This window comes from Arthrobacter sp. 9AX, assembly GCF_902506095.1.
Classification (GTDB): domain Bacteria; phylum Actinomycetota; class Actinomycetes; order Actinomycetales; family Micrococcaceae; genus Arthrobacter.
In genome coordinates this window covers 118,449-141,025 of record NZ_LR733293.1, presented here as the reverse complement: position 1 = coordinate 141,025, position 22,577 = coordinate 118,449, and the positions used below count along the sequence as shown (strand labels likewise).

At 67.0% G+C, this 22,577-nt stretch carries 24 protein-coding genes; 11 read left to right on the top strand and 13 right to left on the bottom strand.

Features of this window, described 5'->3' with window-relative positions:
• Nucleotides 1–28 precede the first annotated feature (28 nt).
• The 3 genes from BACI348_RS00710 to BACI348_RS00700 form a co-directional block, all read right to left on the bottom strand.
• Nucleotides 29–1,744 (bottom strand): GMC oxidoreductase, encoded by a 1,716-nt coding sequence (locus tag BACI348_RS00710; protein ID WP_159823503.1) that lies wholly within the window; start codon nucleotides 1,742–1,744, stop codon nucleotides 29–31.
• On the bottom strand, nucleotides 1,741–2,670 hold the full coding sequence (locus tag BACI348_RS00705) for a glycosyltransferase (protein ID WP_268892322.1): 930 nt from the start codon (nucleotides 2,668–2,670) through the stop codon (nucleotides 1,741–1,743). The genes BACI348_RS00710 and BACI348_RS00705 overlap by 4 nt, the downstream gene beginning before the upstream one ends.
• A 208-nt stretch (nucleotides 2,671–2,878) precedes the next feature.
• Complete coding sequence (locus BACI348_RS00700; protein ID WP_159823502.1) at nucleotides 2,879–3,424, bottom strand: CGNR zinc finger domain-containing protein; 546 nt, start codon at nucleotides 3,422–3,424, stop codon at nucleotides 2,879–2,881.
• Between the two features lie 71 nt (nucleotides 3,425–3,495).
• Between BACI348_RS00700 and BACI348_RS00695 the strand changes: the two genes are divergently transcribed.
• Nucleotides 3,496–4,539 (top strand): EamA family transporter, encoded by a 1,044-nt coding sequence (locus tag BACI348_RS00695; RefSeq protein ID WP_159823501.1) that lies wholly within the window; start codon nucleotides 3,496–3,498, stop codon nucleotides 4,537–4,539.
• A 63-nt stretch (nucleotides 4,540–4,602) separates the two neighbouring features.
• On the opposite strand, the gene BACI348_RS00690 is transcribed toward BACI348_RS00695, so the two are convergent.
• Nucleotides 4,603–4,869, bottom strand: coding sequence for a WXG100 family type VII secretion target (locus BACI348_RS00690; RefSeq protein WP_159823500.1), 267 nt, complete (start codon nucleotides 4,867–4,869; stop codon nucleotides 4,603–4,605).
• Nucleotides 4,870–5,083: 214 nt separating this feature from the next.
• Here BACI348_RS00690 and BACI348_RS00685 point away from each other — a divergent pair, with 214 nt between their 5' ends.
• Complete coding sequence (locus BACI348_RS00685; protein WP_159823499.1) at nucleotides 5,084–5,356, top strand: DUF2277 domain-containing protein; 273 nt, start codon at nucleotides 5,084–5,086, stop codon at nucleotides 5,354–5,356.
• Nucleotides 5,357–5,371: 15 nt separating this feature from the next.
• Here BACI348_RS00685 and BACI348_RS00680 read toward each other — a convergent pair whose 3' ends face one another.
• The 6 genes from BACI348_RS00680 to BACI348_RS00655 all read right to left on the bottom strand — a co-directional run bounded on the left by BACI348_RS00680 (nucleotide 5,372) and on the right by BACI348_RS00655 (nucleotide 10,757).
• On the bottom strand, nucleotides 5,372–7,663 hold the full coding sequence (locus BACI348_RS00680; protein ID WP_159823498.1) for a heavy metal translocating P-type ATPase: 2,292 nt from the start codon (nucleotides 7,661–7,663) through the stop codon (nucleotides 5,372–5,374).
• 35 nt (nucleotides 7,664–7,698) lie between these two features.
• Nucleotides 7,699–7,938, bottom strand: coding sequence for a heavy-metal-associated domain-containing protein (locus BACI348_RS00675; protein WP_159823497.1), 240 nt, complete (start codon nucleotides 7,936–7,938; stop codon nucleotides 7,699–7,701).
• Nucleotides 7,939–8,021: 83 nt separating this feature from the next.
• The gene (locus tag BACI348_RS00670) at nucleotides 8,022–8,381 is read right to left on the bottom strand and encodes a metal-sensitive transcriptional regulator (protein WP_159823496.1); all 360 of its coding nucleotides are present in this window, start codon (nucleotides 8,379–8,381) and stop codon (nucleotides 8,022–8,024) included.
• A gap of 262 nt (nucleotides 8,382–8,643) precedes the next feature.
• Complete coding sequence (locus tag BACI348_RS00665; protein ID WP_159823495.1) at nucleotides 8,644–9,162, bottom strand: universal stress protein; 519 nt, start codon at nucleotides 9,160–9,162, stop codon at nucleotides 8,644–8,646.
• 51 nt (nucleotides 9,163–9,213) lie between these two features.
• The gene (locus BACI348_RS00660; protein WP_159823494.1) at nucleotides 9,214–9,969 is read right to left on the bottom strand and encodes a class F sortase; all 756 of its coding nucleotides are present in this window, start codon (nucleotides 9,967–9,969) and stop codon (nucleotides 9,214–9,216) included.
• A 101-nt stretch (nucleotides 9,970–10,070) separates the two neighbouring features.
• On the bottom strand, nucleotides 10,071–10,757 hold the full coding sequence (locus BACI348_RS00655; protein ID WP_201298343.1) for an LPXTG cell wall anchor domain-containing protein: 687 nt from the start codon (nucleotides 10,755–10,757) through the stop codon (nucleotides 10,071–10,073).
• Between the two features lie 277 nt (nucleotides 10,758–11,034).
• Here BACI348_RS00655 and BACI348_RS00650 point away from each other — a divergent pair, with 277 nt between their 5' ends.
• The 3 genes from BACI348_RS00650 (at nucleotide 11,035) to BACI348_RS00640 (ending at nucleotide 12,683) form a co-directional block, all read left to right on the top strand.
• Nucleotides 11,035–11,235 (top strand): hypothetical protein, encoded by a 201-nt coding sequence (locus tag BACI348_RS00650; RefSeq protein ID WP_159823493.1) that lies wholly within the window; start codon nucleotides 11,035–11,037, stop codon nucleotides 11,233–11,235.
• 61 nt (nucleotides 11,236–11,296) lie between these two features.
• Complete coding sequence (locus BACI348_RS00645) at nucleotides 11,297–12,403, top strand: WD40/YVTN/BNR-like repeat-containing protein (protein WP_159823492.1); 1,107 nt, start codon at nucleotides 11,297–11,299, stop codon at nucleotides 12,401–12,403.
• Nucleotides 12,396–12,683, top strand: coding sequence for a MoaD/ThiS family protein (locus BACI348_RS00640; protein ID WP_159823491.1), 288 nt, complete (start codon nucleotides 12,396–12,398; stop codon nucleotides 12,681–12,683). Before BACI348_RS00645 ends, BACI348_RS00640 begins: the two co-directional genes overlap by 8 nt.
• A 92-nt stretch (nucleotides 12,684–12,775) precedes the next feature.
• Here BACI348_RS00640 and BACI348_RS00635 read toward each other — a convergent pair whose 3' ends face one another.
• Complete coding sequence (locus BACI348_RS00635) at nucleotides 12,776–13,012, bottom strand: hypothetical protein (protein ID WP_050057182.1); 237 nt, start codon at nucleotides 13,010–13,012, stop codon at nucleotides 12,776–12,778.
• Nucleotides 13,013–13,176: 164 nt separating this feature from the next.
• Here BACI348_RS00635 and BACI348_RS00630 point away from each other — a divergent pair, with 164 nt between their 5' ends.
• On the top strand, nucleotides 13,177–13,599 hold the full coding sequence (locus BACI348_RS00630) for a hypothetical protein (RefSeq protein WP_159823490.1): 423 nt from the start codon (nucleotides 13,177–13,179) through the stop codon (nucleotides 13,597–13,599).
• Here BACI348_RS00630 and BACI348_RS00625 read toward each other — a convergent pair.
• A complete protein-coding gene (locus BACI348_RS00625; protein WP_159823489.1) occupies nucleotides 13,596–14,822 on the bottom strand; it encodes a pyridoxal phosphate-dependent aminotransferase in 1,227 nt (408 codons plus the stop codon). The two genes, BACI348_RS00630 and BACI348_RS00625, sit on opposite strands and share 4 nt — an antisense overlap.
• Nucleotides 14,823–15,008: 186 nt before the next feature.
• On the opposite strand from BACI348_RS00625, the gene BACI348_RS00620 reads away from it, so the two are divergent.
• Together BACI348_RS00620 and BACI348_RS00615 are read left to right on the top strand one after the other, a co-directional pair.
• Nucleotides 15,009–15,932, top strand: coding sequence for an AEC family transporter (locus tag BACI348_RS00620; RefSeq protein WP_159829646.1), 924 nt, complete (start codon nucleotides 15,009–15,011; stop codon nucleotides 15,930–15,932).
• Nucleotides 15,933–15,995: 63 nt separating this feature from the next.
• The gene (locus BACI348_RS00615; RefSeq protein ID WP_159823488.1) at nucleotides 15,996–17,072 is read left to right on the top strand and encodes an ATP-dependent DNA ligase; all 1,077 of its coding nucleotides are present in this window, start codon (nucleotides 15,996–15,998) and stop codon (nucleotides 17,070–17,072) included.
• 228 nt (nucleotides 17,073–17,300) lie between these two features.
• Here the strand turns inward: BACI348_RS00615 and BACI348_RS00610 are convergent, their stop codons facing one another.
• Nucleotides 17,301–18,620, bottom strand: a complete 1,320-nt coding sequence (locus BACI348_RS00610; RefSeq protein WP_159823487.1) for an MFS transporter — start codon at nucleotides 18,618–18,620, stop codon at nucleotides 17,301–17,303.
• Between the two features lie 226 nt (nucleotides 18,621–18,846).
• On the opposite strand from BACI348_RS00610, the gene BACI348_RS00605 reads away from it, so the two are divergent.
• The 3 genes from BACI348_RS00605 to BACI348_RS00595 all read left to right on the top strand — a co-directional run bounded on the left by BACI348_RS00605 (nucleotide 18,847) and on the right by BACI348_RS00595 (nucleotide 22,557).
• Nucleotides 18,847–19,674 carry an IclR family transcriptional regulator gene (locus tag BACI348_RS00605; protein ID WP_201298342.1) on the top strand — a complete coding sequence of 276 codons (828 nt, stop codon included), beginning with the start codon at nucleotides 18,847–18,849 and terminating at the stop codon, nucleotides 19,672–19,674.
• 124 nt (nucleotides 19,675–19,798) lie between these two features.
• Nucleotides 19,799–20,680 (top strand): shikimate dehydrogenase, encoded by an 882-nt coding sequence (locus BACI348_RS00600; protein ID WP_159823486.1) that lies wholly within the window; start codon nucleotides 19,799–19,801, stop codon nucleotides 20,678–20,680.
• Nucleotides 20,680–22,557, top strand: coding sequence for a bifunctional sugar phosphate isomerase/epimerase/4-hydroxyphenylpyruvate dioxygenase family protein (locus BACI348_RS00595; RefSeq protein WP_159823485.1), 1,878 nt, complete (start codon nucleotides 20,680–20,682; stop codon nucleotides 22,555–22,557). The genes BACI348_RS00600 and BACI348_RS00595 overlap by 1 nt, the downstream gene beginning before the upstream one ends.
• Nucleotides 22,558–22,577 lie beyond the last annotated feature (20 nt).

Here is a 22,577-nt window from a genome sequence, read left to right as displayed (position 1 = left end):
GGCCTGCAGAGTTCACGCGGTACGTGAATCACATGGCCCGCCGCCACTGCGGCGCGTCCGCTTCGGTCGGCTCCTTTTTGGTGGTTCCCTCGGTATCGGAGGGCGATGACGGGTCCACCAGGTGGTGTGCCAGTCTCAGGGCAAGGCAAACGGCGGTGAACGTCGGGTTTGCCTCCGCCGAGGTTCGAAGGACGCTGCTCGACGCGATGAAGAGGTTGCCCACGCCATGTACCCGGCAGTCGCCGTCGACGACTCCGTCGGCCGGAACCGTGCTCATGCGGGTGGTTCCGATGTGGTGGAAGCCGTCGATCGCCTGTTCCCAAACGGCGCCGGCCCGCTCCTCCGGGGGATAGAGGTACTCGACGCGGCCCCTGCCAGCGCTGCGGAGCCGCTCGTCGAGCAGGTCATGGAATCGCAGCACTGAGTCGATGTCGCGCTCCGTATAGCGGAAATCGATCTCGAGGCTCGGGGTGCCGTCCGCGTTATGGCCACCGTTGCGGCGGACCCGGCTGTCGGGGTTCGCCGCCTGCTCGGAGTGGTAGTGGATGGCGTAGGTCCCGCCAGGGTTGCGCAACAGGAATCCGGGCTTGCGCACGTTCGACAGGTAGCGCTGGCGCAGTATGTCGGCGGAGTCAGTGACTGCGCGGATAGGGTCCCGCAGGATATTGGCGATGTGCGGCCAGTAGCGGCGCGGTGCCGGCCCGATGTGGCGCAGGCGGATGCCCTCGGCCAGGATACGGCGGCCGACGGGAGGGACGGCCAGCGCCAGGAACACTGCTGACAACGTGGAGTTGCGGTGCCGGTAGTCGTAGAACGGCGGGTTGTCGAAGTAAAAGCTGCAGTTCAGCAGCCGATGCTCCCGCAGCGACTCCGCGGGGAGGGAGAATCGGCGACGCACGTAGCTGTCGTGCCTGTCGAGCTGAAAGTCCATGGAGGCGATGTCAGCAGGGTCGGTGAGCACCACGTTCGCGATGCTGCCCGTAGCGTGGCCCATGTAGTAGCGGCCCAGTGGACCGTCGATACCCCCGAACGCTGCAGGCAGCTTCTGCTGGGCGTCCAGCAGGAGGCGCAGTGTCTCCAATCCGCCGGCGGCCAACACGTACTTGTCTGCGCGCACGATGCCCGGAGGTATGTCGGACAAGATGCGCAGCCCCTCCACAGTCGTTCCGCCATCGTCGAAGGCAACGCCGACGACAGGCGCATCACACAGGAGGTCGATGAAGGGATGCGCGGCGACGAGCGCGCCCAGACGTGGGCCGAGTTTAGGCTGGCGTGCCCAGCGCTCCAGTTGCGACATCTTCAGGTCTCCGAGGCCGCCCCACCCCGGTTCGTCGGAAGTGAACCCGCCTCCGCCGCAATCGAGGTAATCCTGGGCCTTTGCTCTCCACGGCTCGATGGCCGAGAAGCCGATGGGCCAGTCAGAATCGGGCACGAACTCCCGCTGCTCGAAGTCAACCGGTTCATAGGTCACGCAGCGGCCGCCCCACATCCAGGACGCGCCCCCGAGGCCGACGCGGGTGGTCTGCAGTTCCGGGGCGTGCCGGTCGGGGTCGATGATGGAGTCATTGCGGCGGCGGGCCGTCGGCTTGTCACGGCGGCCGGCGTCCGCTCCGCCTGCATCGAGGAGGAGCACGCGGAGCCCAGCGTCGGCCGCCTCCAGTGCGAACGACAGGCCGACCGGGCCGGCCCCGACCACGCACACGGCGTAGTTCGTGCCTTCGACGGGGAGGGTCGTGAGAATCATCGGGCGGCAGCCGTCCTGTGTGCTGGCCGGCTGGCCCTTTCTGGAAGGGTGGAAGGGGAGGCCGCCTCCGGCGACCGTGTCGACGAGTCTTTCTCCCACTGCTGCGTGCCGTTACCGACCATCTTGCGCGACTGAAGGCGCGCCGCCGCGGCCAGCGCCGAGTAGCAGAGAGCGTCGAGCGCTGATGGGACGCCGCGAATTGTGCCGAGCAGTGCCCGCCCACGGCCCTGAGATCCGGGGTCGGTCGTGGCCAGCTCGACGTAGCCGCGGCGGTGCCGGCTCAGAATCTGGAGCAGAGCGGCCGTGGTTCGCGGTGCCTGCACGCGAGCGGGCACCGTCTTGACGATCGTCTTCTCGCCCTCTGCGAAGAGGCCGTCAAACCATGAGTCATCAGCAGTGACCTCGGGGAAGCCGGCGAAGCGCAGGTGCCCCTCCTTCGAGACCGCGTACAGGCCGGCCCCCCATAGGCGGGTGCCCTGCTCCGGTATACGCGCGCGGGCGCGGTAGTAGGAGCGCACCGGGAAACTCGCCGCCCGGGTGTCGACGATGGAGGAGGGCCGTGATGCGAGCGGGGCGTCCGGGCGTGAGAGCTCGCGGAAGACTGCCTCGACGGCTGACGCCTCAACGTGGATGTCGGCATCGAGGTACAGCCGCGGCCAGCGCTTCGTTGCCCCGTCGCCCAGGTTCATGGCGCCTGGCTTCGATCCGATGGGTGTCTCAAGCACGGTGACACCCGCGTAGCGCCGGGCGACGTCGGCGGTGCGGTCGGTGCAGCCATTGCAGACCACGATGACATCTACCTCGGACGACGAGAGGAGGGGGAGCAGGCCGTCCAGCGTGCGTGCAATCACGCTTTCCTCATTGTGGGCTGGGATGACGACGGCGCCGGCGCATGCGCCGCTCGCGGGGGGACGTGGATCAATCACAGTGCGGCCTGTCTCTTTCGGGGCGGGCAGTCGGCGTGCAACGAAGCGTGGAACTTGTGGTGGTCATCGGATTAACGTGTCCACCCCAGTGTGGTTCCCGTGCCTTCGGCTAGTCCCGAGTACCTGGTACTCGAAATGCCCCCAGCGTTACCACCTGCACTGATATCCAATACCCGATAACCTGCTGATCGCTCTTAGCTGGACGCTCCTAACTGGACGCCGCCTGGCGGGCCCGGTAGGCGGCAACATGGGCCCGGTTGGCGCAGTTTCCCGTATCGCAATACCGCTTTGACCGGTTCCGGCTGAGGTCCAGCACCACGGCGTCGCAGTCCTCCGACCCGCAAATCCGCATCCGGTCCATCTCCTTGGAGCGGATCACGTCCGCCAACGCCATGGCGGCCTCCGTGCTCATCCTGTCCACCAGCGGAGCCTCCGGCGTGGTGGCGTGCAGGTGCCAGTCCCAGTCATCATGCTTGACCAGTTGCGGCAGTGCGCCGGCCTCCCGCAGCAGGCGGTTCACGGTTTCCACCGCGGAGCTTTCATCCGCCGTCCAGAGTGCGGCGAGCTGTTGGCGGAGCTGGCGAACGCTGTTGAGTTCGTTGTCATCGCGGGTGCGCGACCCTGTGAATCCCTCCGCCGCCAGGAACCGGTCCAGGTCCGCCGTTGACGCGAGCCCCTCAGCTCCGTTCGCCGCCGAGTTGACCAGATTTACCACCGTTCGCAGGGCGACTTCCGTGTCAGGTGCAAAAACCATCTTGACTCCTTACAGTGCCGTCCCGTACTGTCATGACCATCACCCCACTTTACTCCTGACAGGAGACGACGATGCCTGCCGCACCCCGCCGCACCCCGAAGCTTGGATTGCAGGCCAATAAGCGCAACTTTGCCGCCTCCGGCCTGGTCATCGCCCTCTTCTCATCCGCCGTCTTCGGCACCTCAGGATCCTTTGCCAAGGCCTTGCTCGAAACAGGATGGTCGCCCGGTGCGGCCGTGGCTGCCCGGCTCACCGGGGCCGCGCTGATCCTCGCCGTACCGGCTGTTCCCACGCTCCGCGGGCGCTGGCACCAGCTCCGGGACAACTGGGTGACCATCCTGCTGTTCGGGCTGATTGGTGTTGCGGCATGCCAACTCTTCTACTTCAACGCCGTGGAAAGGCTCTCGGTAGGCGTTGCACTGCTCCTGGAATATCTGGCCCCGGTGATCATCGTGCTGTGGCTGTGGGGCGCCAGCCGGAAACGTCCCAGGGTACTGACCCTGGGCGGCACGCTGCTTTCCCTCGCCGGGCTGGTGCTGGTCCTTGATCTCACCGGAGCGGTCAAGATCGATGTTGTTGGTGTTTTGTGGGGCATTGCCGCGGCGGTGTGCTTGGCCATCTACTTCTTCATCACGGCCAAGGAGAACGACTCCCTGCCGCCCATCGTCCTGGCGTCGGGAGGCCTGCTGGTGGGTGCTGCCGTGATCTGGCTGGCGGGGGCCACCGGCATGCTGCCGATGAGTTTCAGCACAGCGGACACCACCCTGGGCCCCTGGGTCACGCCCTGGTGGGTATCGCTGGCCGGGCTGGTGATCCTGGCCACCGTCCTGGCTTACGTGTCCGGCATCGTGGCTGCCCGGGCGCTCGGCTCCAAGGTGGCCTCCTTCGTTTCGCTGACCGAGGTCCTGTTCGCGGTGATCTGGGCCTGGCTGCTTTTGGGCGAACTTCCCGGTGCCATCCAGCTGCTGGGTGGCGTGCTGATCGTGGGCGGCGTCATCCTGGTCCGGCTTGACGAGCTGCGGAGCCCGGCAGCGGCAACAGCCGGGGCGGGCCCGGCGGCACCCAAGGCGGGGTCCCCGCTGGAGCACGCGAACGACGTCGAGCCCGTTCCTTAAAAGCGGACAGGCCCGGACACCTTGCGGTGCCGGGCCTGTCCGGGAGTCTTTCCGTGGAAGACGTTACGCGTGGGAAGTCTGGCTCTGCTGCTCAGCGTTCTGCGTGGCCTTGGTGCCGGCCTCCTTGAGGGCTTCGGCCACCTTGTTCAGCAGAGATGTGTGCTGCCCGTCCCATTCCTGCTTGAACTTGTCCGCGTCCGGGCCCCTCCAGTCGGTGCTGTGCAGGAGCTTGGTGAGAGTGGCCCTCTGCGTCTCGATCTCGGACGCACCCGACTTGAGCTTGTTGCCGAGCTGACGAAGCTGGTCAACGTCTGCACCCCAAATAGCCATGAGTTTCTCCTTGTAAAAATCGTGGATCCGAACCAGGTCGGCGTCCCCAGCGGCCCCCCGGCTTATCCGGAAGATCCAATGCCCCAAACCTATCCCGGCCCGCAAAACGGTGTCGATGGGCACCCCTGCCCATGCCGTGCTCCCCATGGACCAGGACCCTAAAAACCGTGGGGGAGGGGTCGATCCTTGGCGCTCCAGAGCCTAGCATGACCATATGTGCCGGAATATCAGAACCCTCCACAATTTCGAACCCCACGCCACGTCAGAGGAAGTGCATGCCGCGGCGCTGCAGTATGTGCGCAAGGTCAGCGGCAGCACCAAGCCGTCCAAGGCCAACCAGGAGGCCTTCGAGGAAGCGGTCCACGAGATCGCCCACATCACCCAGCACCTCCTGGATTCGCTGGTGACGCAGGCCCCACCCAAGGACCGGGACGCGGAGGCTGCCAAGGCAAGGGCCCGTGCAGCGGTGCGTTACGGCGTTGCCTGAGCTCCTGACCGGTGCCTAAGCGCCGGTGACCCGGGCCTTCCTGCCGAAATTGCGCAGCCGCAGCGAGTTGGCGACCACCAGGACGGAACTCGCTGCCATCGCGGCGCCGGCGATCATGGGGTTGAGCAGGCCCAGAGCCGCCACGGGAATGCCCACGGCGTTGTAGAAGAACGCCCAGAACAGGTTGGTTTTGATGGTGGCCAGGGTCCTGCGGGACAGCTCGATGGCCTGGGCCACCTGCGACAGGTCATTGCCCATTACCGTCAGGTCGGCCGCCTCGATGGCCACGTCGGTACCGGACCCCATGGCGATGCCCAGATCCGCCTGTGCCAATGCCGCGGCATCGTTCACGCCGTCACCGGCCATGGCCACCGTGGCGCCGCCTGCCTGGAGTGTTTTGACCACTTCCACCTTGCCCTCGGGCAGGACCCCCGCGTAGACGTCCTCGGGAGGAATTCCGACGGCGGCGGCCACCTGTGCGGCCACCGCGGCGTTGTCTCCGGTCAACAGGAGGGGCCGCAGGCCCAGTGCTTTCATCCGTTCGACGGCGTCTGCAGACCCGGGCTTGATGGTGTCGCGAAGGCTGATGATGCCGGCCACGGCCCCGTCTACGGCCACCCAGATCGCGGTGGCACCGGCCGCTTCCGCCGCCGCCTGGGCCTGCAACTGGGTTTCGCTTGGGGCTATGCCGTTGCCCTCCAGCCATCCGGTCCGCCCGGCGGTGACCTGACGGGCCCCCACGGTTCCCGTGACTCCCCCTCCCGGCGCCGACCGGAAGCCATGCACCAATGGCAACTGTCCGCCGTCGTGCGCTTCCGTGTGATCGCCGTCCGCTTCCTGGACGGCCGCCGCGGCGGCGATCGCGCGGGCGACCGGATGCTCCGAGGCTGCCTCGACGGCGCCGGCCAGTCGCAGGACCTCGCGTTCCTCAAATTCGCCGAAGGCGAGGGTGGAGTCCACGGCCAGGGCGCCGGTGGTGACTGTGCCGGTCTTGTCCAGCAGGATGGTGTCCACCGTGCGGGTGTCTTCAAGCACCTGCGGGCCCTTGATGAGGATCCCGAGCTGCGCGCCCCGGCCCGTTCCGGTCAGGAGGCCGACGGGGGTGGCAAGCCCCAGGGCGCACGGGCAGGCGATCACCAGGACCGCAACGGCAGCGGTGAAAGCCGGGCGCAGCCCGCCGCCCGCTCCCGGGTCGCCCGCGAACAGCAGCCAGAGGATAAAGGTGGCGGCGGCGATGACCAGGACCACGGGAACGAACACGGCGCTGATGCGGTCCGCGAGGCGGGCGATCGGGGCCTTGCCCGTCTGCGCCTCGGACACGAGCCGGGCCATCTGCGCGAGGGTAGTTTCCGAGCCCACCCGGGTGGCCTTGACCAGCAGGCGGCCGGAGGTGTTGATGGTGGCGCCGGTGACCCGGCTGTCCGGTCCCACTTCCACCGGCACTGACTCGCCGGTCACCAATGAGGCGTCCACCGCGGACGTCCCGTCGATGACCACGCCGTCAGTGGCGATTTTTTCACCGGGCCGGACCACCAGGACGTCGCCAACCGCGAGCTGTTCCGCGGGAATTCGTTGCTCTCTGCCGTCGCGAAGCACCGTGGCGTCCTTCGCGCCGAGGCTCAGGAGGGCGTGGAGTGCGTCGCCCGCCCTTTGCTTGGCGTTCGCTTCGAGGTACCGGCCCAGGAGCAGGAACGTGGTGACCACGGCGGCCACCTCAAAGTACAGGCCGCCTTGCTCCATCCCCTTCATGCCGGGATGCTGCGTCATCAGGGGATCAGAGAACAGCTGCCAGACTGAGAACAGGTAGGCGGCGGCGACACCGATCGACACCAGCGTGTCCATCGTGGACGCAAAGTGCCGGGCATTGACGGCGGCCGCCCGGTGGAATGGCCACGCAGCCCAGGTGACCACGGGCAGAGCCAGCCCCGCGGCCACCCAGCCCCAGTGCGGGAAGTGGAACGCGGGGACCATGGAGATCAGGAACACCGGCACCGTAAGGAGGGCGGCAAGGACCAGGCGCCGACGAAGGTTTACCGGCGTGTGAGCGGGTTCCGGCGTCGGGGCTGGCTGGCGGACTGTGGCTTTGTAACCGGCTGCGTTGACGGTGTCCACCAGCTGCGCGTTGGTGATGCCCTCGGGAACCGTGACGTGGGCGGATTCCAGGGGGAGGTTGACCAGGGCCCGGACGCCTTCGAGCTTCCCGAGCTTCTTCTCTACACGGTTGACGCAAGAGGCGCAGGTCATGCCTTCGATGTCGAGCTCCACCACGCGGCTTCCTGGCTGGTGGAGAAGGTCCTGGTTGCTCACGTGTTCCCTGTCTGTGCTGGTGCCGGCAGTGGTGTTCAGGCCTCGTTGGCGACGACCAGGTAGCCCGCCTCCGCCACTGCTTCACCGATTTCCGAGGGCGACAGATCGTTGCTTGAAGTGATGGTGACGGTGGAGATGCCGCCGGCGTTCAGCTCGACGTCTACTGCCTCCACGCCCGCGAGGGCCTCAAGTTCTTCGCTGACGGCCGAGATGCAATGGCCGCACGTCATTCCGGAGACGCTGACGGTGGTGGTGGTCGGGGAGGTGGTGCTCATGGCTGCTCCTGGGTGTTTGGCCGGCATTGGTCTTCCGGTAGTTACCGGTTGGCTGGGGGATTTGCTGGGGGATTTGTTGGGGGCTACCTCAGGAGCCGGCCGATGGCATCGGCGGCTTCCTTGACCTTGGCGTCAATGGCTTGTGCGCGCGCCGCGGGATCCGGTTCGGAGGCGGCACCCACCACGCAGTGGCCGATGTGTTCCTCCACGAGGCCCAGGCTTACGGCGTGCAGGGCCTTAGTGACGGCGGAGACCTGGGTGAGGATGTCAATGCAGTACTTGTCCTCGTCCACCATGCGGGCGATCCCGCGTACCTGGCCTTCGATGCGTTTCAGGCGGCGGAGGTAGGCGTCCTTGTTCCCCGTATAGCCGTGCTGGGGGCCGTCATGGCCGGCGCCGGCTTCGACTGCCACATCCGCGACTGCTTCTTCGGTTGCGCTCATGCTCAAACCATATACCCCTCAGGGGTATGCTGGCAAGTACCCCCTGGGGGTATCGCGCAGCGCGGGGGCGGGGGCACAAAAAAGCTCCGGAGTGCGTTATTGGGGGATACGCACTCCGGAGCAGCTCTTGGGCAAGCCCGGCGAAACCGGCCTGCTTGAATTAGCTTACTGGCTGGTAGTCCCGGCCGCCAGCACCTCGAATAACTACTTTCGCTTTACTTTCTCTCCCCTAAATTCGGCCGAAGTGGCAGGCTGCCGAAGGTCAGGGCCGGTCCTCATGGGCCGGCATCCGGTAGGGAACCACGAGCACGGGACGGCTCTGGTGGTGCGACAGCCAAGCGCCAACCGAGCCATTCAGGGCTTCCGAGAGGCGATGGGAGAAGCCGCGCTCCGACGTGCCCACAATGATCATCGGAACATCACTTTCGGCTGCCAGCCTTGCCAGCGCGCGGGCCGGGTCGCCGGCAAGGGTCCTCAGCGTCCATTCCGCCTGCCCGGCGCCTGCCGGCACTTTGGCCACCGCCGCTTCAACCGCCGCACGGAGCTCCGCCGCAACGGCCCTGATGTCCTCATCGTCAGCATCCGGGTGGAGGGACAGCCGGTGGGCGGAGCGCGCCGGATCCCATTCCACAAGGTAGCTGGCTTCGTCAACGTAAGCGCACAGCAACGGCCGTCCCAGGCGGGCGGCCAGGACGGCTGCAGTCTGCAGGACCTCAGGGTGTTGCTTGGGTGCAATGCCAACCAGCAGGGGCGAAGTGCCGCTGAACGGATCTGATGTCATAGCTCATTTTCAGCCCGCTGAACGTCCTTGAACAGGGCTTTTGCTGCGTGGTCACGCAACTGGCGACGCCGTGACCACCACGTTCTTGCCCCAGGGATCCTGGGTAAAGCAGCTGATCAGCACCAGCCCGTTTGGCACGATGCTCCAGATGGGACTGTCCTTGAGGCTGGACTTCAGGTACGTGGTCACGCTGTCCACCTGGTAGGGGATGGTGCCCGTTGCCGTGTCCACCTCGAACCTGTCGCCCACTGCCGCCGCTGAGCTCAAATGGTTAAACGGTGCGTCCGCACCCTCCCAGCTGTGCCCGATCACGTAGGTGGTATTTGCCGACCCCTGCCCGGGAGTCCCGAAGGGCGTCAGCCAATAGCCGTCCTTCGTGGCGGGCGGCTCGACCGTTTGGCTGGCCTGCGCGGCGGCATCCAGGTCAAGCGCATGGACCGGAACGTCAAACGAGGCGGACGCGTAACGGATGCGCACCGGTGGGGCCGCCGCGGGCAGGACCGGGCCAACCGGTGGTGCACCTGAACTGGCCGGGGGAGACGCCTGCCCTTCCGCTGCCGCCCCCGCACCGACTGCTCCCGGGCCTTCGGTAGTAAACGGCGCTGGTTCCGGCGGCATCATCCCGGCTGCGGGACTCACCGCACTGCCCGCGCTGGCCGGTACCTGCAACTGGTGGAACAGCGGCACACCGAAGGTCATGGACATAAAGGCCAATACCCCGCACAGGAGGATGGCCAGGTCGCCCCGGTTCCAGCGCCGCCACGTGCGCTCTGTGCGGGCCACGTGCCGGCTGTGTTCCTTGGACATGCTGCTCCTCGGCGCTTGAGGATGGAAGGAGGAAGACGCCCCGCCGGGCACTGGCGGGACGCCTTCCTGTCAGGAGGCCGCGGGGTGCGGCCTGGCCGGTGTCAGTCGGCCAAGGGCAGCGAGCGGCGGCTGCGGCGGAAAGCCACTGCCGCCCCGGCTGCCATCAGGGCACCTGCGCCTGCCAGCCAGGACGGGCTGTCGGATCCGCCCACCGCTGTCTGGGCGTTGTACCCCTGGTTGGTTCCCAGGCCGGTCGTGGCCACCGCGTCCGCAGCTGCCGCAGCCTGCTGTTGAGGCACGACGACGGCCGTTGCTGCCGGCGGGACCGTCACCGGCGGAACCACTGCGGGTTGTTCGACGGGGGCCGTGACGACCACCGGCGTCTCAACCACGGGTTGGTTCACGGAGCCGGGCGGGTTTACCACGGGCTGTTCCACGGGCTGTTCTACGGGCGGGTCCACGACCACGGGCGGGACCACGACAGGTGGCACAACCACGGGCGGGAGGACACATCCATTGGCATGGATTGCCCTGCCGATGGCGTCCCAGTTCTGCCCGTATTTCATGCCGTCGTTCGGCGGAATGATGTCTTCCCCATGGTTGTCATGGCCGTTCAACGACGGCACGGCAACGGAGTTCAGCGTAAAGTGCCCCGCGTTGGACCCTGAACCTGCATGGCAGATGAGGATCTTGTCGTCGCTGTCACTGCCGCGGTCGGCTACGGCCGGGGCCGTTGCGGCAAATGCAGCCAGCCCCACCACCCCCAGGGTGGCGAAGGTACGTTTCATGATTTTCTCCCCAGTGTGTGTGAAACGGACCATGATGAGGAGGAGCAGCGGTTGAGCCCAATGCCCCGGCAGCACGGTCAGCTTGCGTGAGTTTTCAGGCTAGGCGCGGGCCCGTAACCAGTCGCGAGTAGGGGGTACTCGTCTTTCCGGGGCTGCCGGTGGCCAGGTTACTTGTGGGTACCCGAAAATCCCGCAGTGGTACTTGCCGGCGGGGCGGATACCTTGTAGCCGGACAGGCCCACGCCTAACGTTAAATTGGACGAAAGGGCGTGAGGGCATGGAAATCTTCATGTGGTGGCTGGACATTGACCTGGAAAGCAAGGAATGGCTGCGGGAGAACCTGCGTGCCGGGGAACTGCCCCTTCCGGTCCTCCAGGCGATCGCCGAGGCAGGCGGGCCCCACCCGGACAACCCGGCAGCGGTGCTGACGGCGGCGGACTGGGACTTCATCGAGACGCAGTCGGAGTTTGTGGACTAAACCCGGATATCGCCCCCTGGCAGCGGACAAACCATTGCAGCCTGCCCGGGGCGGTGGTTGCATGGTGGGCATGGCAACCACAGAGAGTTTTGTCCTGGCGATCGGAACCAAAAAAGGCCTGTGGCTGGCCACCAGCCCGGACAGGCGCACATGGTCCTTCACCGGCCCGCATTTCCTGATGAGTGAGATTCCCAGCATCGGAATCGACACCAGGGACGGCCGCACCCGGATCATGGTGGGCGTCCGGAACGAACATTGGGGACCCACGGTGGCGCACTCGGATGATCTCGGCGCCACCTGGTCCGAACCCGAGCAGGGTGCCATCAAGTTCCCGGAGGACACCGGCGCAGCCTTGGAGCGGATCTGGCAGATCTATCCTGACGCCGAATCCCGGCCGGGCGTTGTCTGGGCCGGGGCAGAGCCCATCTCGGTGTGGAAGTCCACCGACGGCGGCGAGCATTTCGAGCTGAACCGTGGCCTCTGGGACCATCCGCACCGCAGCGATTGGGGTGCCGGCTACGGCGGTGCCGCCGCCCACTCCATCGTGGTCCACCCGCAACGGGACACCGTCCACGTCGCCATGAGCACGGGCGGCGTCTACCGCTCGCTCGACGGCGGCACCTCCTGGGAAGCGCGCAACAAGGGGATCTCGGCCTACTTCATGCCCGACCCCAACCCCGAGTTCGGCCAGTGCGTCCACAAGATCGCTGCGGATGCCGCCGTCGACGGCCGCCTCTACGCACAGAACCACCACGGCGTGTACCGCACCGATGACAACGCGGAGAGCTGGACGTCCATCGCCGAGGGCCTGCCGGCCGACTTCGGGTTCGTGATGCTGACCCACCCCCGGCGGCAAGGGACCGCCTGGGTTGTCCCGCTCAAGGCCGACGGCGAACGTATCCCGCCAAACGGCGAACTGGCCGTCCACCGCACCGATGATGCCGGCGGGACCTGGAAGCGGCTCGACAAGGGACTGCCGACAGGCGAGTACAACAGCGTCCTGCGCGACGCCGCCTCGGTGGATTCCGCCGAACCGGCGGGTGTCTACTTCGGGACACGCGGCGGCACGGTCTATGCCAGTGCCGACGAAGGCGAGACGTTCACGGAAGTGGCGGCACACCTGCCCGACGTCCTGTGCGTCCGGGCGGCAGTGGTGGCCGGTGCCTGACATTTCGGTAGTGCTTCCCAGCATCCTGCAGCCACTGGCCGGCGGGCAGTCCGTACTGACTGCGCCCGTCGACGGGCCGGTGACCGTGGCGAAACTGCTGGATTCCGTCACCGCCGACTTCGCTGTCCTGGCCCGGCGGCTCCGGGATGAGACGGGTGCCTTGCGGCGCTTCGTGAACGTGTACGTGGATGGTGACGAGGTGCGGAGATTGCAGGGCCTGGAAACTGAGGTGGCACCGGGCCAGGAGGTGCTGGTCATCCAGTCAGTGGCCGGCGGCTGACACCGCGGCCGGCTCGCAGGCGGCGGGCAGTCCTTACTGACTACACCCGCTGCCGCGAACCTGGCCTCCCCGGCCCCGCAGCGGCGTTCGGCTCAGGCGACCCGCCACACACTGCATTCGTCCGTATTGATGGCTTTCCGCAGGCCCGTGATCCTGTCCAGGATCCACACCACACCGATTCCCGGCGCCGTTTCCTGCACGCTGCCGCGCCGGATTACTACGTCATCGTAGGAAGGTCCGACTGAGAGACGGGCTTCAATCTCGTCGCCGCGGCGGAGCTGGTCCAAGGTACGGACCCTGGTTACATGGGCTGCTGCTTTCTTCAACATGGCGGGACCTCCTGGCTGGAGCTGGTGCTGGCGCTTGCCTGCACTACCAGTGTGGAGGGGCAATGTTGCGCCCTGGTTTCCTGATGGTTATGCGCGGGTTAGTTCTTCGCGCCGGAGCTGTTTCCCGCCGCGGAGACCTCTCCACGGGCACCTAAGGTAGTGCCATGGAGATCGTCCAAGGGATCTGGGCCGGCCTGCTCGGCGCCGCGGCACTGGCGCCGCTGGCCACCTTCGGCGTGGTCCTGGTGGCCTACCTGACCTACCGGCAGAGATCGCGGGCGGACCGGCGGGACCAGTGGTGGAAACGAGCCCAGTGGGCGATTGACTCCGCTCTCGACGACGCCGACCCGCGCCGCCGGCTGGCGGGGCTCAAAGTGCTGGTCCAGCTCATTGGCAGCGACCTCGCCACAGCCGAGGACGCGGACCTTATGAGCGCCCTCGCGGTAAGTATCCGGGACCAGGAGCAGGACGGGCAGCGCTCCGCTGCCCTGCCGCCGCCTGCCACGGACAGGATCATGGCCGAAGCTGAACGCCTGCGGCTGGCTGCGGCCGCCAAAAAGCCGCGGCAGCCCGGAACCGAGGGTTAGGCCGCGGCGCGGCTGCGGTAGCCGGCCAGGAACGTCGAGATCCTTTCCACCGCCTCCTCGATATCAAGGACTGACGGGAGGATCACGAACCGGAAGTGGTCGGGCGTGGGCCAGTTGAAGGCGGTGCCGTGGGAGACCAGGATCTTCTGGTCCTTCAACAGGTCCAGGACGAACTGTTCGTCGCTGGCGATCGGATAGAGTTCCGGGTCCAGCCGGGGGAACAGGTACATGGCACCGGACGCCGGGACGCAGGTGACGCCGGGAATGGCGGTGAGGAGCTTGTGGGCGAGGTCCCGCTGTTCACGCAGTCGGCCGCCCGGCTTCACCAGAGCCCCGATGCTCTGGTAGCCGCCCAGGCAGGTCTGGATGGCGTGCTGGGCCGGGACGTTCGCGCAGAGGCGCAGCGAGGCGAGCAACTCCAGGGATTCGCGGTAGCCGGCCGTGGCGGCCAAAGGTCCGGTGACTGCCACCCACCCTGCCCGGTACCCCGGCATCCGGTAGGCCTTGGACAGGCCGCTGAAGGTCAGGCAGCAGACGTCCTCGGCCACGGCGGCGGTGTGGATGTGTACGGCGTCCTCATACAGCACCTTCTCGTAGATCTCATCCGAGAACAGGACCAGGTCGTGCTTCCGTGCCAGGGCAGCGAACTGCTCCAGGATGTGGCGGGGGTAGACGGCGCCGGTGGGGTTGTTCGGGTTGATGATCACGATGCCCTTGGTGCGGCTGGTGATCTTCGCCTCCACATCGGCCATGTCCGGCCACCAGTTCTCCGCCTCATCGCAGAGGTAGTGCACCGCCTTGCCGCCGGTCAGCGTGACCGCGGCGGTCCACAGCGGGTAGTCCGGGGCGGGGACCAGGATTTCGTCCCCGTTCTCCATAAATGCCTGCAGACACATGGAAATCAGCTCGCTGACACCGTTGCCCACCACGATGTCTTCCACCCCGATGTTCATCAACCCGCGCGTCTGGTAGTACTGCGAGATGGCCGTCCGGGCCGTGAAGATCCCCTTCGAATCGCTGTAGCCCTGGGCCCCGCGCAGGTGGTGGATCATGTCCACCACCACCGATTCCGGCGCTTCCAGCCCGAACGGGGCGGTGTCGCCCAGGTTCATTTTCAGGATCCGATGCCCCTCGGCCTCCATGGCCTTGGCTGCCTGGAGGATCGGCCCGCGGAGTTCGTACCGGACGTTCTGGAGTTTGCTGGAATGTTGCATCGCGCGCATGGTTGATCTTTTCATAAAGGCCGACGCCGGGCGTCCCGGCTACGGTGCGGGCCGCCGTCGGGCTCCGCCGGGCGCCGGGCGGGCCGTTTTGCAGCCGCCCGCCACTTGTCGGATAAGTTTGTAACTTGTAACACTGTGCTCGCTGTAGCCCTGCGCAGGCGGCGGACGTGGAAGGAAGTACCCCTTGTGGGCGGTGTGCTGATCGGGCTGGCGGTGATCGGCGTCGTTATTGCGGTGGGCTACATCGCCGCGCGGTGCGGACTGGGCGGCGAGCACACCATCTCAGCGCTGACCCGGACCGCGTTCTTCATCACCAACCCGGTGCTGCTCTTTACCGTGGTGCTGGGATCGGACATCTCAGTGGTGTTCTCCGCCTACGTCCCGCTGGCCCTGGTAACGGCCGCCGTCACAGCGCTGCTGTACGTGGTGGCCAGCCGGCTCTGGTTCCGCCGCCCCGTGGCCGACACAGCCGTCGGGGCCATGGCCAGTTCCTACGTCAACGCCAACAACATCGGCATCCCCATCACCGTGTATGCCCTGGGCGACGCCACCCCGGTGGCCCCGGTGCTGCTGGTCCAGCAGCTGCTGCTCGCCCCGCTGGTCCTGACCATCCTGGACCTCTCGGCGGCCGGCCGGTTCTCGCCGCGGCTGATGCTCACGCAGCCGTTCCGGAACCCCATGATCATCGCCTCGCTGCTGGGGGTGGTCCTTGCCGCGTTCCACGTGCAGCTTCCCGATCCCGTGATGGCGCCGCTGACGCTGTTGGGCGGGGCCGCGGTCCCGGTGGTGCTGCTGGCCTTCGGGATGTCTCTGCGCGGAACGCGGATGCTGAGAAGCGGCGGGCACACGGCGGAAATCCTGACCGCCACCGCGCTGAAGTCCGCGGTGATGCCGGCGGTGGCATTCGTCGTCGGAAAGTTCCTGTTCAACCTGGAGCCGCACATGCTCCTGGGCGTGGTGCTGATGGCGGCGCTTCCGCCGGCCCAGAACGTGTTCCTGTTCGCCAGCAAATACGGCAGGGGAGTGGCGGTGGCGCGGGAGACCGTCCTCATATCAACGGCGGCCGCTGCCCCGGTGCTGGTCCTGATCGTCTGGCTGCTGGCCGGCTGAACCGGGGCGTTGTCCCGGCGGCAGTCTTCCGCCGGGGCCGGTCGGCGGGCAAGAATGGGCAGCATGGAACTTCCCGTGATGCCGCCCGTCCCGCCCATGCTCGCCAAGGCCGTCAGCGGCATCCCGGAAGGTGACCTGAGCTACGAGCCCAAGTGGGACGGCTTCCGCTCCATCATCTTCCGCGACGGCGACGACCTGGAGATCGGCAGCCGCAATGAAAAACCCATGACCCGCTACTTCCCCGAACTCGTGGCTGCGTTGAAGGAAAACCTGCCGCCGCGGTGCGTGGTGGACGGCGAAATCATCCTGATCGGTTCCTCGGGGGACCGGCTGGATTTCGACGCCCTCCAGCAGCGCATCCACCCCGCCGCGAGCCGGGTCAAGCTGCTCGCCGCGCAGACGCCGGCCTCGTTCGTGGCCTTCGACCTCCTGGCCCTGGGCGAGGACGACTACACCGGGCGGCCGTTCACGGAACGGCGGGCGGCACTGGAGAAGGCACTCGCCGCCAGCAAGGCCCCGGTTCACCTCACCGCGGCCACCACGGACAAGGACACAGCCATCCAGTGGTTCGAGCAGTTTGAAGGCGCCGGGCTGGACGGGATCGTGGCCAAGCGCCTGGACGGACGGTATGAGCCGGACAAGCGGGTGATGTTTAAGACCAAGCATGAGCGCACGGCCGACTGCGTGGTGGCCGGCTACCGGCTGCACAAGAGCGGCCCGGACGCCATCGGCTCGCTGTTGCTGGGGTTGTACAAGGACGACGGCGCCCTGGCCAGCGTGGGTGTGATCGGTGCCTTCCCCATGAAGCGCCGCCGGGAGCTGTTCCAGGAGCTGCAGCCGCTGGTCACCGACTTCGATGACCACCCGTGGGCCTGGGCGAAGCAGGAGGAGGGCGAACGGACCCCGCGGAACGCCGAAGGCAGCCGCTGGAGTGCCGGAAAAGACCTTTCGTTCATGCCGCTGCGCCCGGAGCTGGTGGTGGAGGTCCGGTACGACCACATGGAGGGCGACAGGTTCCGGCACACCGCACAGTTCAACCGCTGGCGGCCGGACCGGGACCCGGAATCATGCACCTACGCCCAGCTGGAGGAACCGGTCAGATTTGACCTTGCCTCGGTGCTGGAGACCGGACAGCCGTAGCGTCCAGGACGCTCCACACCCCGTCCGCCCGGCACGGGATCGAGGCTGCCACCAGGCCCTCCAGCAGGACAGCCACCCGGTCGCACATGTACCGGACGACGAGGGCGTTCCGGCCCGCTTGCTCCCGCCCATGCCACAGTTTGATCGCGGAAAAGCCCGCCGTTCCGGGGAGGAACGGCGGGCTTTCGTGCAGTAACCGGGCTGGAACGCACCGCTCCCCGGGGGAGCCTACTTCAGGCCGAGCTGCTTGGTGGGAGTCCGGAAGGATTCCTTGGCGGTCAGCGCGGAGATGGCTGCCACGCCGCAGATGACCCCGGTGAAGATGCTGATCTGGACCCAGCCGCCGGGCTTGATGCCGCCCATGGCCGCCACGATGGCCGGTGCGAAGCCTGCCATCAGGAAGCCCAGCTGGGTGCCGATGGCCAGGCCGGAGAAGCGCACCTTGGTGCTGAACATCTCGGCGTAGAAGGACGGCCACACGGCGTTGGAGGCAGCGTAGCCGCAGGAGAAGAAGCCGATGGCGGCCAGGAACATCAGCGGCACGCTGCCGGATTCGAGGCTGAGCAGGAAGACGGGCGTTAGCGCGGCGCTGGACAGCGCGCCGTAGATGAAGACCGGCTTGCGGCCAATCTTGTCCGCCAGCATGCCGAACAGCGGCTGGGTGCCCAGAGCCACAAGGTTGGCGCCCACCACGAGCCAGAGGGTGGTGGTGCCGTCCACGCCGGCAACGGTCTTGGCGTAGCTGATGGCGAGGGTGCCGAACACGGTGGACACGGCGGCGATGAAGGCACAGCAGATGACGCGCAGGACGTCCCGCCAGTGGCCCTTGAGCAGGTCGGCGACGGGGAGCTTGGAGATCTGTGCTGACTTCTGGGCTTCCTCGAAGGCGGGCGGCTCATGGAGGGTGCGGCGGATGAAGAACGCCACGATCACCACCACTGCGCTCAGCCAGAAGGGGATGCGCCAGCCGATGCCGTACTTGATCTCGTCCGGCAGGGCCAGGACGGGGATGAAGACGAGGGCGGCGAGGATCTGGCCGCCCTGGGTGCCGGTGAGGGTCCAGGACGTAAAGAAGGAGCGGCGGTTGTCCGGGGCGTGTTCGAGCGTCATGGAGGAGGCGCCGGCCTGCTCGCCGGCGGCGGAGAGGCCCTGGCAGAGCCGGGCCAGGACCAGCAGGGCCGGAGCCCACCAGCCCACGGTGTTGAAGTCCGGGAGGCAGCCGATCAGGAAGGTGGAGGCGCCCATGAGCAGCAGGGTGAACATCAGGACCTTCCGCCGGCCTACCCTGTCGCCGAAGTGGCCCAGGATGACGGCACCCACCGGGCGTGCCACGTAGGCGAAGCCGAAGGTGGCGAAGGACATGATGGCCGCGTTCGCGTCAGCATTCGGGAAGAAGACCGTGGGGAAGATCAGGGCGGCGGCGGAACCGAAGATGAAGAAGTCGTAGTATTCGACGGCGCTGCCCAGGAAGCTTGCGAGGGCTGCCTTCTTCGGCGTCCCGGCCGGGGCAGCGATGCCTGGCTCAGCGGACGGAAGTATCTGGCTCATGGAGTTCCTTTGGTGTGACGACTTTGTCGCGGATGGATCGGGGGTGCGGCCGGCGCGGCCTTGGGTTAAGGCTTCGGGCGGGGCCTGAGGTGCGGGAGGACCCGGACAGTAGCCACATGGTGGGAGCTACTTGTGCGATACAGCAATGATGGCTGTGAGCGCAGTCACTTGTCAACAAAATAATCATCATCTAGCAATAGCTCTCACATTGTGGCAACATCGAGGTATGAGTGTGAACCAGGCCACAGCGTCCGAAGACGTAGCCGCTGACGAGAATCCACCCAAGGGTGGGCGGTCCGGGGAACGCACCGACATGGTGGGCAAGGCCCTGGGACTCCTGGTCCTCCTGGGTGATGAACCCCGGGGCGCCAGCGCCGCGGATATTTCCCGCCGCGCCCAGCTGCCCTTCAGTACCACGTACCGCCTGCTCGGCTCCCTCACGCGGGACGGCTTTGTGGACTATGAACCGGACGGCCGCCGCTACCACCTGGGCCTGCGGATCTTCCAACTGGGCCAGCGGGTCTCCAACCATCACGGCTTTGCGGGAACGGCACTGCCGGTCCTGCGGCGGGTGACCGAGCAGACGGGTGAGGCCACCATCCTCAGCGTCCGGGACGGCCACCACCACCTCACGGTGAACAAAGTGGACGGCCCGCAAATGTTCCGGGTGACCAGCGATCCCGGCCACCTGGGCTCACTCTCCACCACCGCCGTCGGAAAGGCCCTGGTGGCGTTCGCCGAGGATGCCGAGCGGGAAAAGCTCCTTGCCGAGCTGCCGCTGGAGCCGCTGACGGAGAAGTCCATTACGGACCGGGACGCCTTCCGTGCGGATATCGAGCTGGTCCGTCGCCGCGGCTACGCGGTGATGGATGAAGAGAATGAGCTTGGCATGCGCGCCGTGGCCGTACCGCTGCTCAATCACCAGGGCTACGCGTTCGCCTCGCTGGCCACCGCCGTCCCGGTGTTCCGCCTCAGCCTCGAGGCTTTGGTGGCGCACGTGCCGCTGCTGCAGGAAGCGGCGGCGGAGCTTGCCGCTCGGCTTCCGCAGCGATGATCGTTGTTCGTATCTAGAACAAGAGTGCGGAAAGTGAACAACTGATGTACCGTAATTCCCATCAGCCCGGCAGTGCACCCTCCGTAAGGAAACTGTCCGGTGCCGTATCAAAGGAGCTGCACGGATGAGCAATCGAACTGAGTCCTACCTCGTGGGACTGGTCGGCGACGGCGTCATGCCGTCACTCACCCCGCCCATGCACGAACGCGAAGGGGACGTGCAGGGCCTGCGCTACCTGTACCGCCCCATCGACCTGCTGGAGCTTGGCCTTCCCGGCGAAGCCGTGGGCCAGCTGCTCCAGGGTGCCCGCAGCCTCGGCTTCAACGGACTGAACATCACCCACCCCTGCAAGCAGCTGGTCCTGCAGCACCTGGACGAGGTGTCCCCGGACGCCCTCCGGCTGGGCGCCGTCAACACCGTGGTGATCGAGGACGGCCGGTTCATCGGCCACAACACCGACTTTTCCGGCTTCGCTGCGGCCCTCGCCGCCGGACTGCCCGGCGCAAAGCTGGACCGCGTGGTGCAGCTGGGAGCCGGCGGCGCCGGGTCGGCCGTCGCCTACGCCCTGCTCACCGCCGGGGTCCGCCACCTGGACCTGGTGGACATGGACCCCGCCCGCGGCGCCGCCCGCGCGGCGGAACTGGCCGGGTTCTTCCCGGACAGCACCGTCGCGGCACGTACGACGACGGAGCTGCCGCAGCTGATGCCGCTGGCCGACGGCCTGGTGCACTGCACCCCCGTGGGCATGGCTGCCCACCCTGGCGTTCCTCTGGACCTGGACCTGCTCGAATCCCGCCACTGGGTGGCGGACATCGTCTACCGCCCCATCGATACCGCGCTGGTCCGCGGCGCCCGCGCCAAGGGCTGCGAGGTGCTGGACGGCGGCCGGATGGCGGTGGGCCAGGCGGCTGACGCCTTCCGCATCTTCACGGGCCTCGAAGCGGACCCGGCCCGGATGCGCAGCCACTTCCTGGAACTCGTCGCCGCCGAGGAGGTGGCCGCCTGATGCGCACCGGAATCGCCACCGTCTGCCTGTCCGGCACGTTGAAGGAAAAGATGCAGGCCTGCGCCATCGCGGGCTTCGACGGCATCGAGATCTTCGAGCAGGACCTCGTCACCTCATCCCTGAGCCCCGAGGAAGTGCGCACCATGGCCGCCGACCTCGGCCTGGGGCTGGACCTGTACCAGCCGTTCCGGGATTTCGACGGCGTCACCCCGGACCTGCTCAAGGCCAACCTCCGGCGCGCCGAGGCGAAGTTCAGGCTCATGTCCCGCCTGGGCATGGACACCATCCTGGTCTGCTCGAACGTTGCCACCGCCACCATCGACGACGACGGCCTCCGCGCATCCCAACTCGCCGAACTCGCGGAACTGGCCGGGGACCACGGCGTCAAGGTGGCCTACGAGGCCCTGGCCTGGGGCAAGTACGTCAACGACTACGAGCACGCCCACCGCCTGGTGGAGATGGTGGACCACCCCAACCTGGGCACCTGCCTGGACTCATTCCATATCCTGTCCCGCGACTGGGACACCGCACCGATCGAGAACATCAGTGCGGACAAGATCTTCTTCGTCCAGGTGGCTGATGCGCCCAAGCTGTCCATGGACGTCCTGTCCTGGAGCCGGCACTACCGCGTCTTCCCCGGCGAAGGCCAGTTCGAGCTCGCCAAATTCATGGGCCACGTGGTCCGCGCCGGCTACTCCGGCCCGGTCTCCCTGGAAGTCTTCAATGACGTCTTCCGCCAGTCCGACGTGGAACGCACGGCCGTGGACGCCATGCGCTCGCTGATCTGGCTTGAGGAACAAAGCGCCAAGTGGCTGGCCGGGAACGCCCCGGAAGGCTCCACGGCCAACGGCACCGCGTCCCGCCGTCGTTATCCCATGGAACTGGCCACTCTGCCCAAGGTGAACGAACCGGCGGGCTTCAACTTCGCTGAGGTCAAAGCGGCCGATACCGCCCAGCTGGAGAAGCTCCTGGGCCAGCTCGGCTTCGCCTTCGAGGGCCGGCACCGCACCAAGGACGTCCAGTTGTGGACCATGGGCCAGGCGCGCGTGATCATCAACGAGCAGGCGCCCACGCATGCCGGGCCCGCCATTGCCGCCTTGGGGTTCGACGTCGATTCCCCCGTGATTGCCTCCGCCCGGGCCCAGCAGCTCAAGGCCCCCGTGGTGGCCCGCAAGGTCCAGGCCGACGAGGAAGTGTTCCAGGGCATCTCCGCGCCGGACTCCACCGAGATTTTCCTCTGCCAGGGCAGCCCGGACGGCACCGCCGCGTGGACGCAGGAATTCGGCGAGGGGCTAGAGCATCCCTCCGCCGGCGCTGCCGCCGTCATCGACCACGTGAACCTGGCCCAGCCCTGGCAGCACTTCGACGAAGCCGTCCTCTTCTACACCAGCGCCTTGGCACTGGAGCCGCAGCCGTTCGCGGAGGTTCCCAGCCCCAGCGGGCTGGTGCGCTCGCAGGTGATGCAGACCTCGGACGGCGCGGTGCGGCTGGTCCTCAACCTGGCACCGGTCCAGCAGTCACCGGCGCAGCAGGCGCACAAGACCTACCAGGAACACATCGCGTTCGCCGTGGACGACCTCGTATCCGCCGCCCGGTCCGCCCGCCACCGGGGCCTTGAGTTCCTGCAGATTCCGGCCAACTACTACGAGGACCTGGACGCCCGCTTCGACCTTGAACCGGGATTCCTGGCCACCCTCCAGGAGCTCAACCTCCTTTATGACCGGGACGCCGACGGCGAATTCCTCCACTTCTACACCGCCACCGTGGGCAGTGTGTTCTTCGAAATGGTGGAACGCCGCGGAAGCTACGACGGCTACGGGGCCCCGAACGCTCCCGTCCGCCACGCCGTCCAGTACGACTCACTGCACCGACCCTGAACCCGCTACACACCACCCCG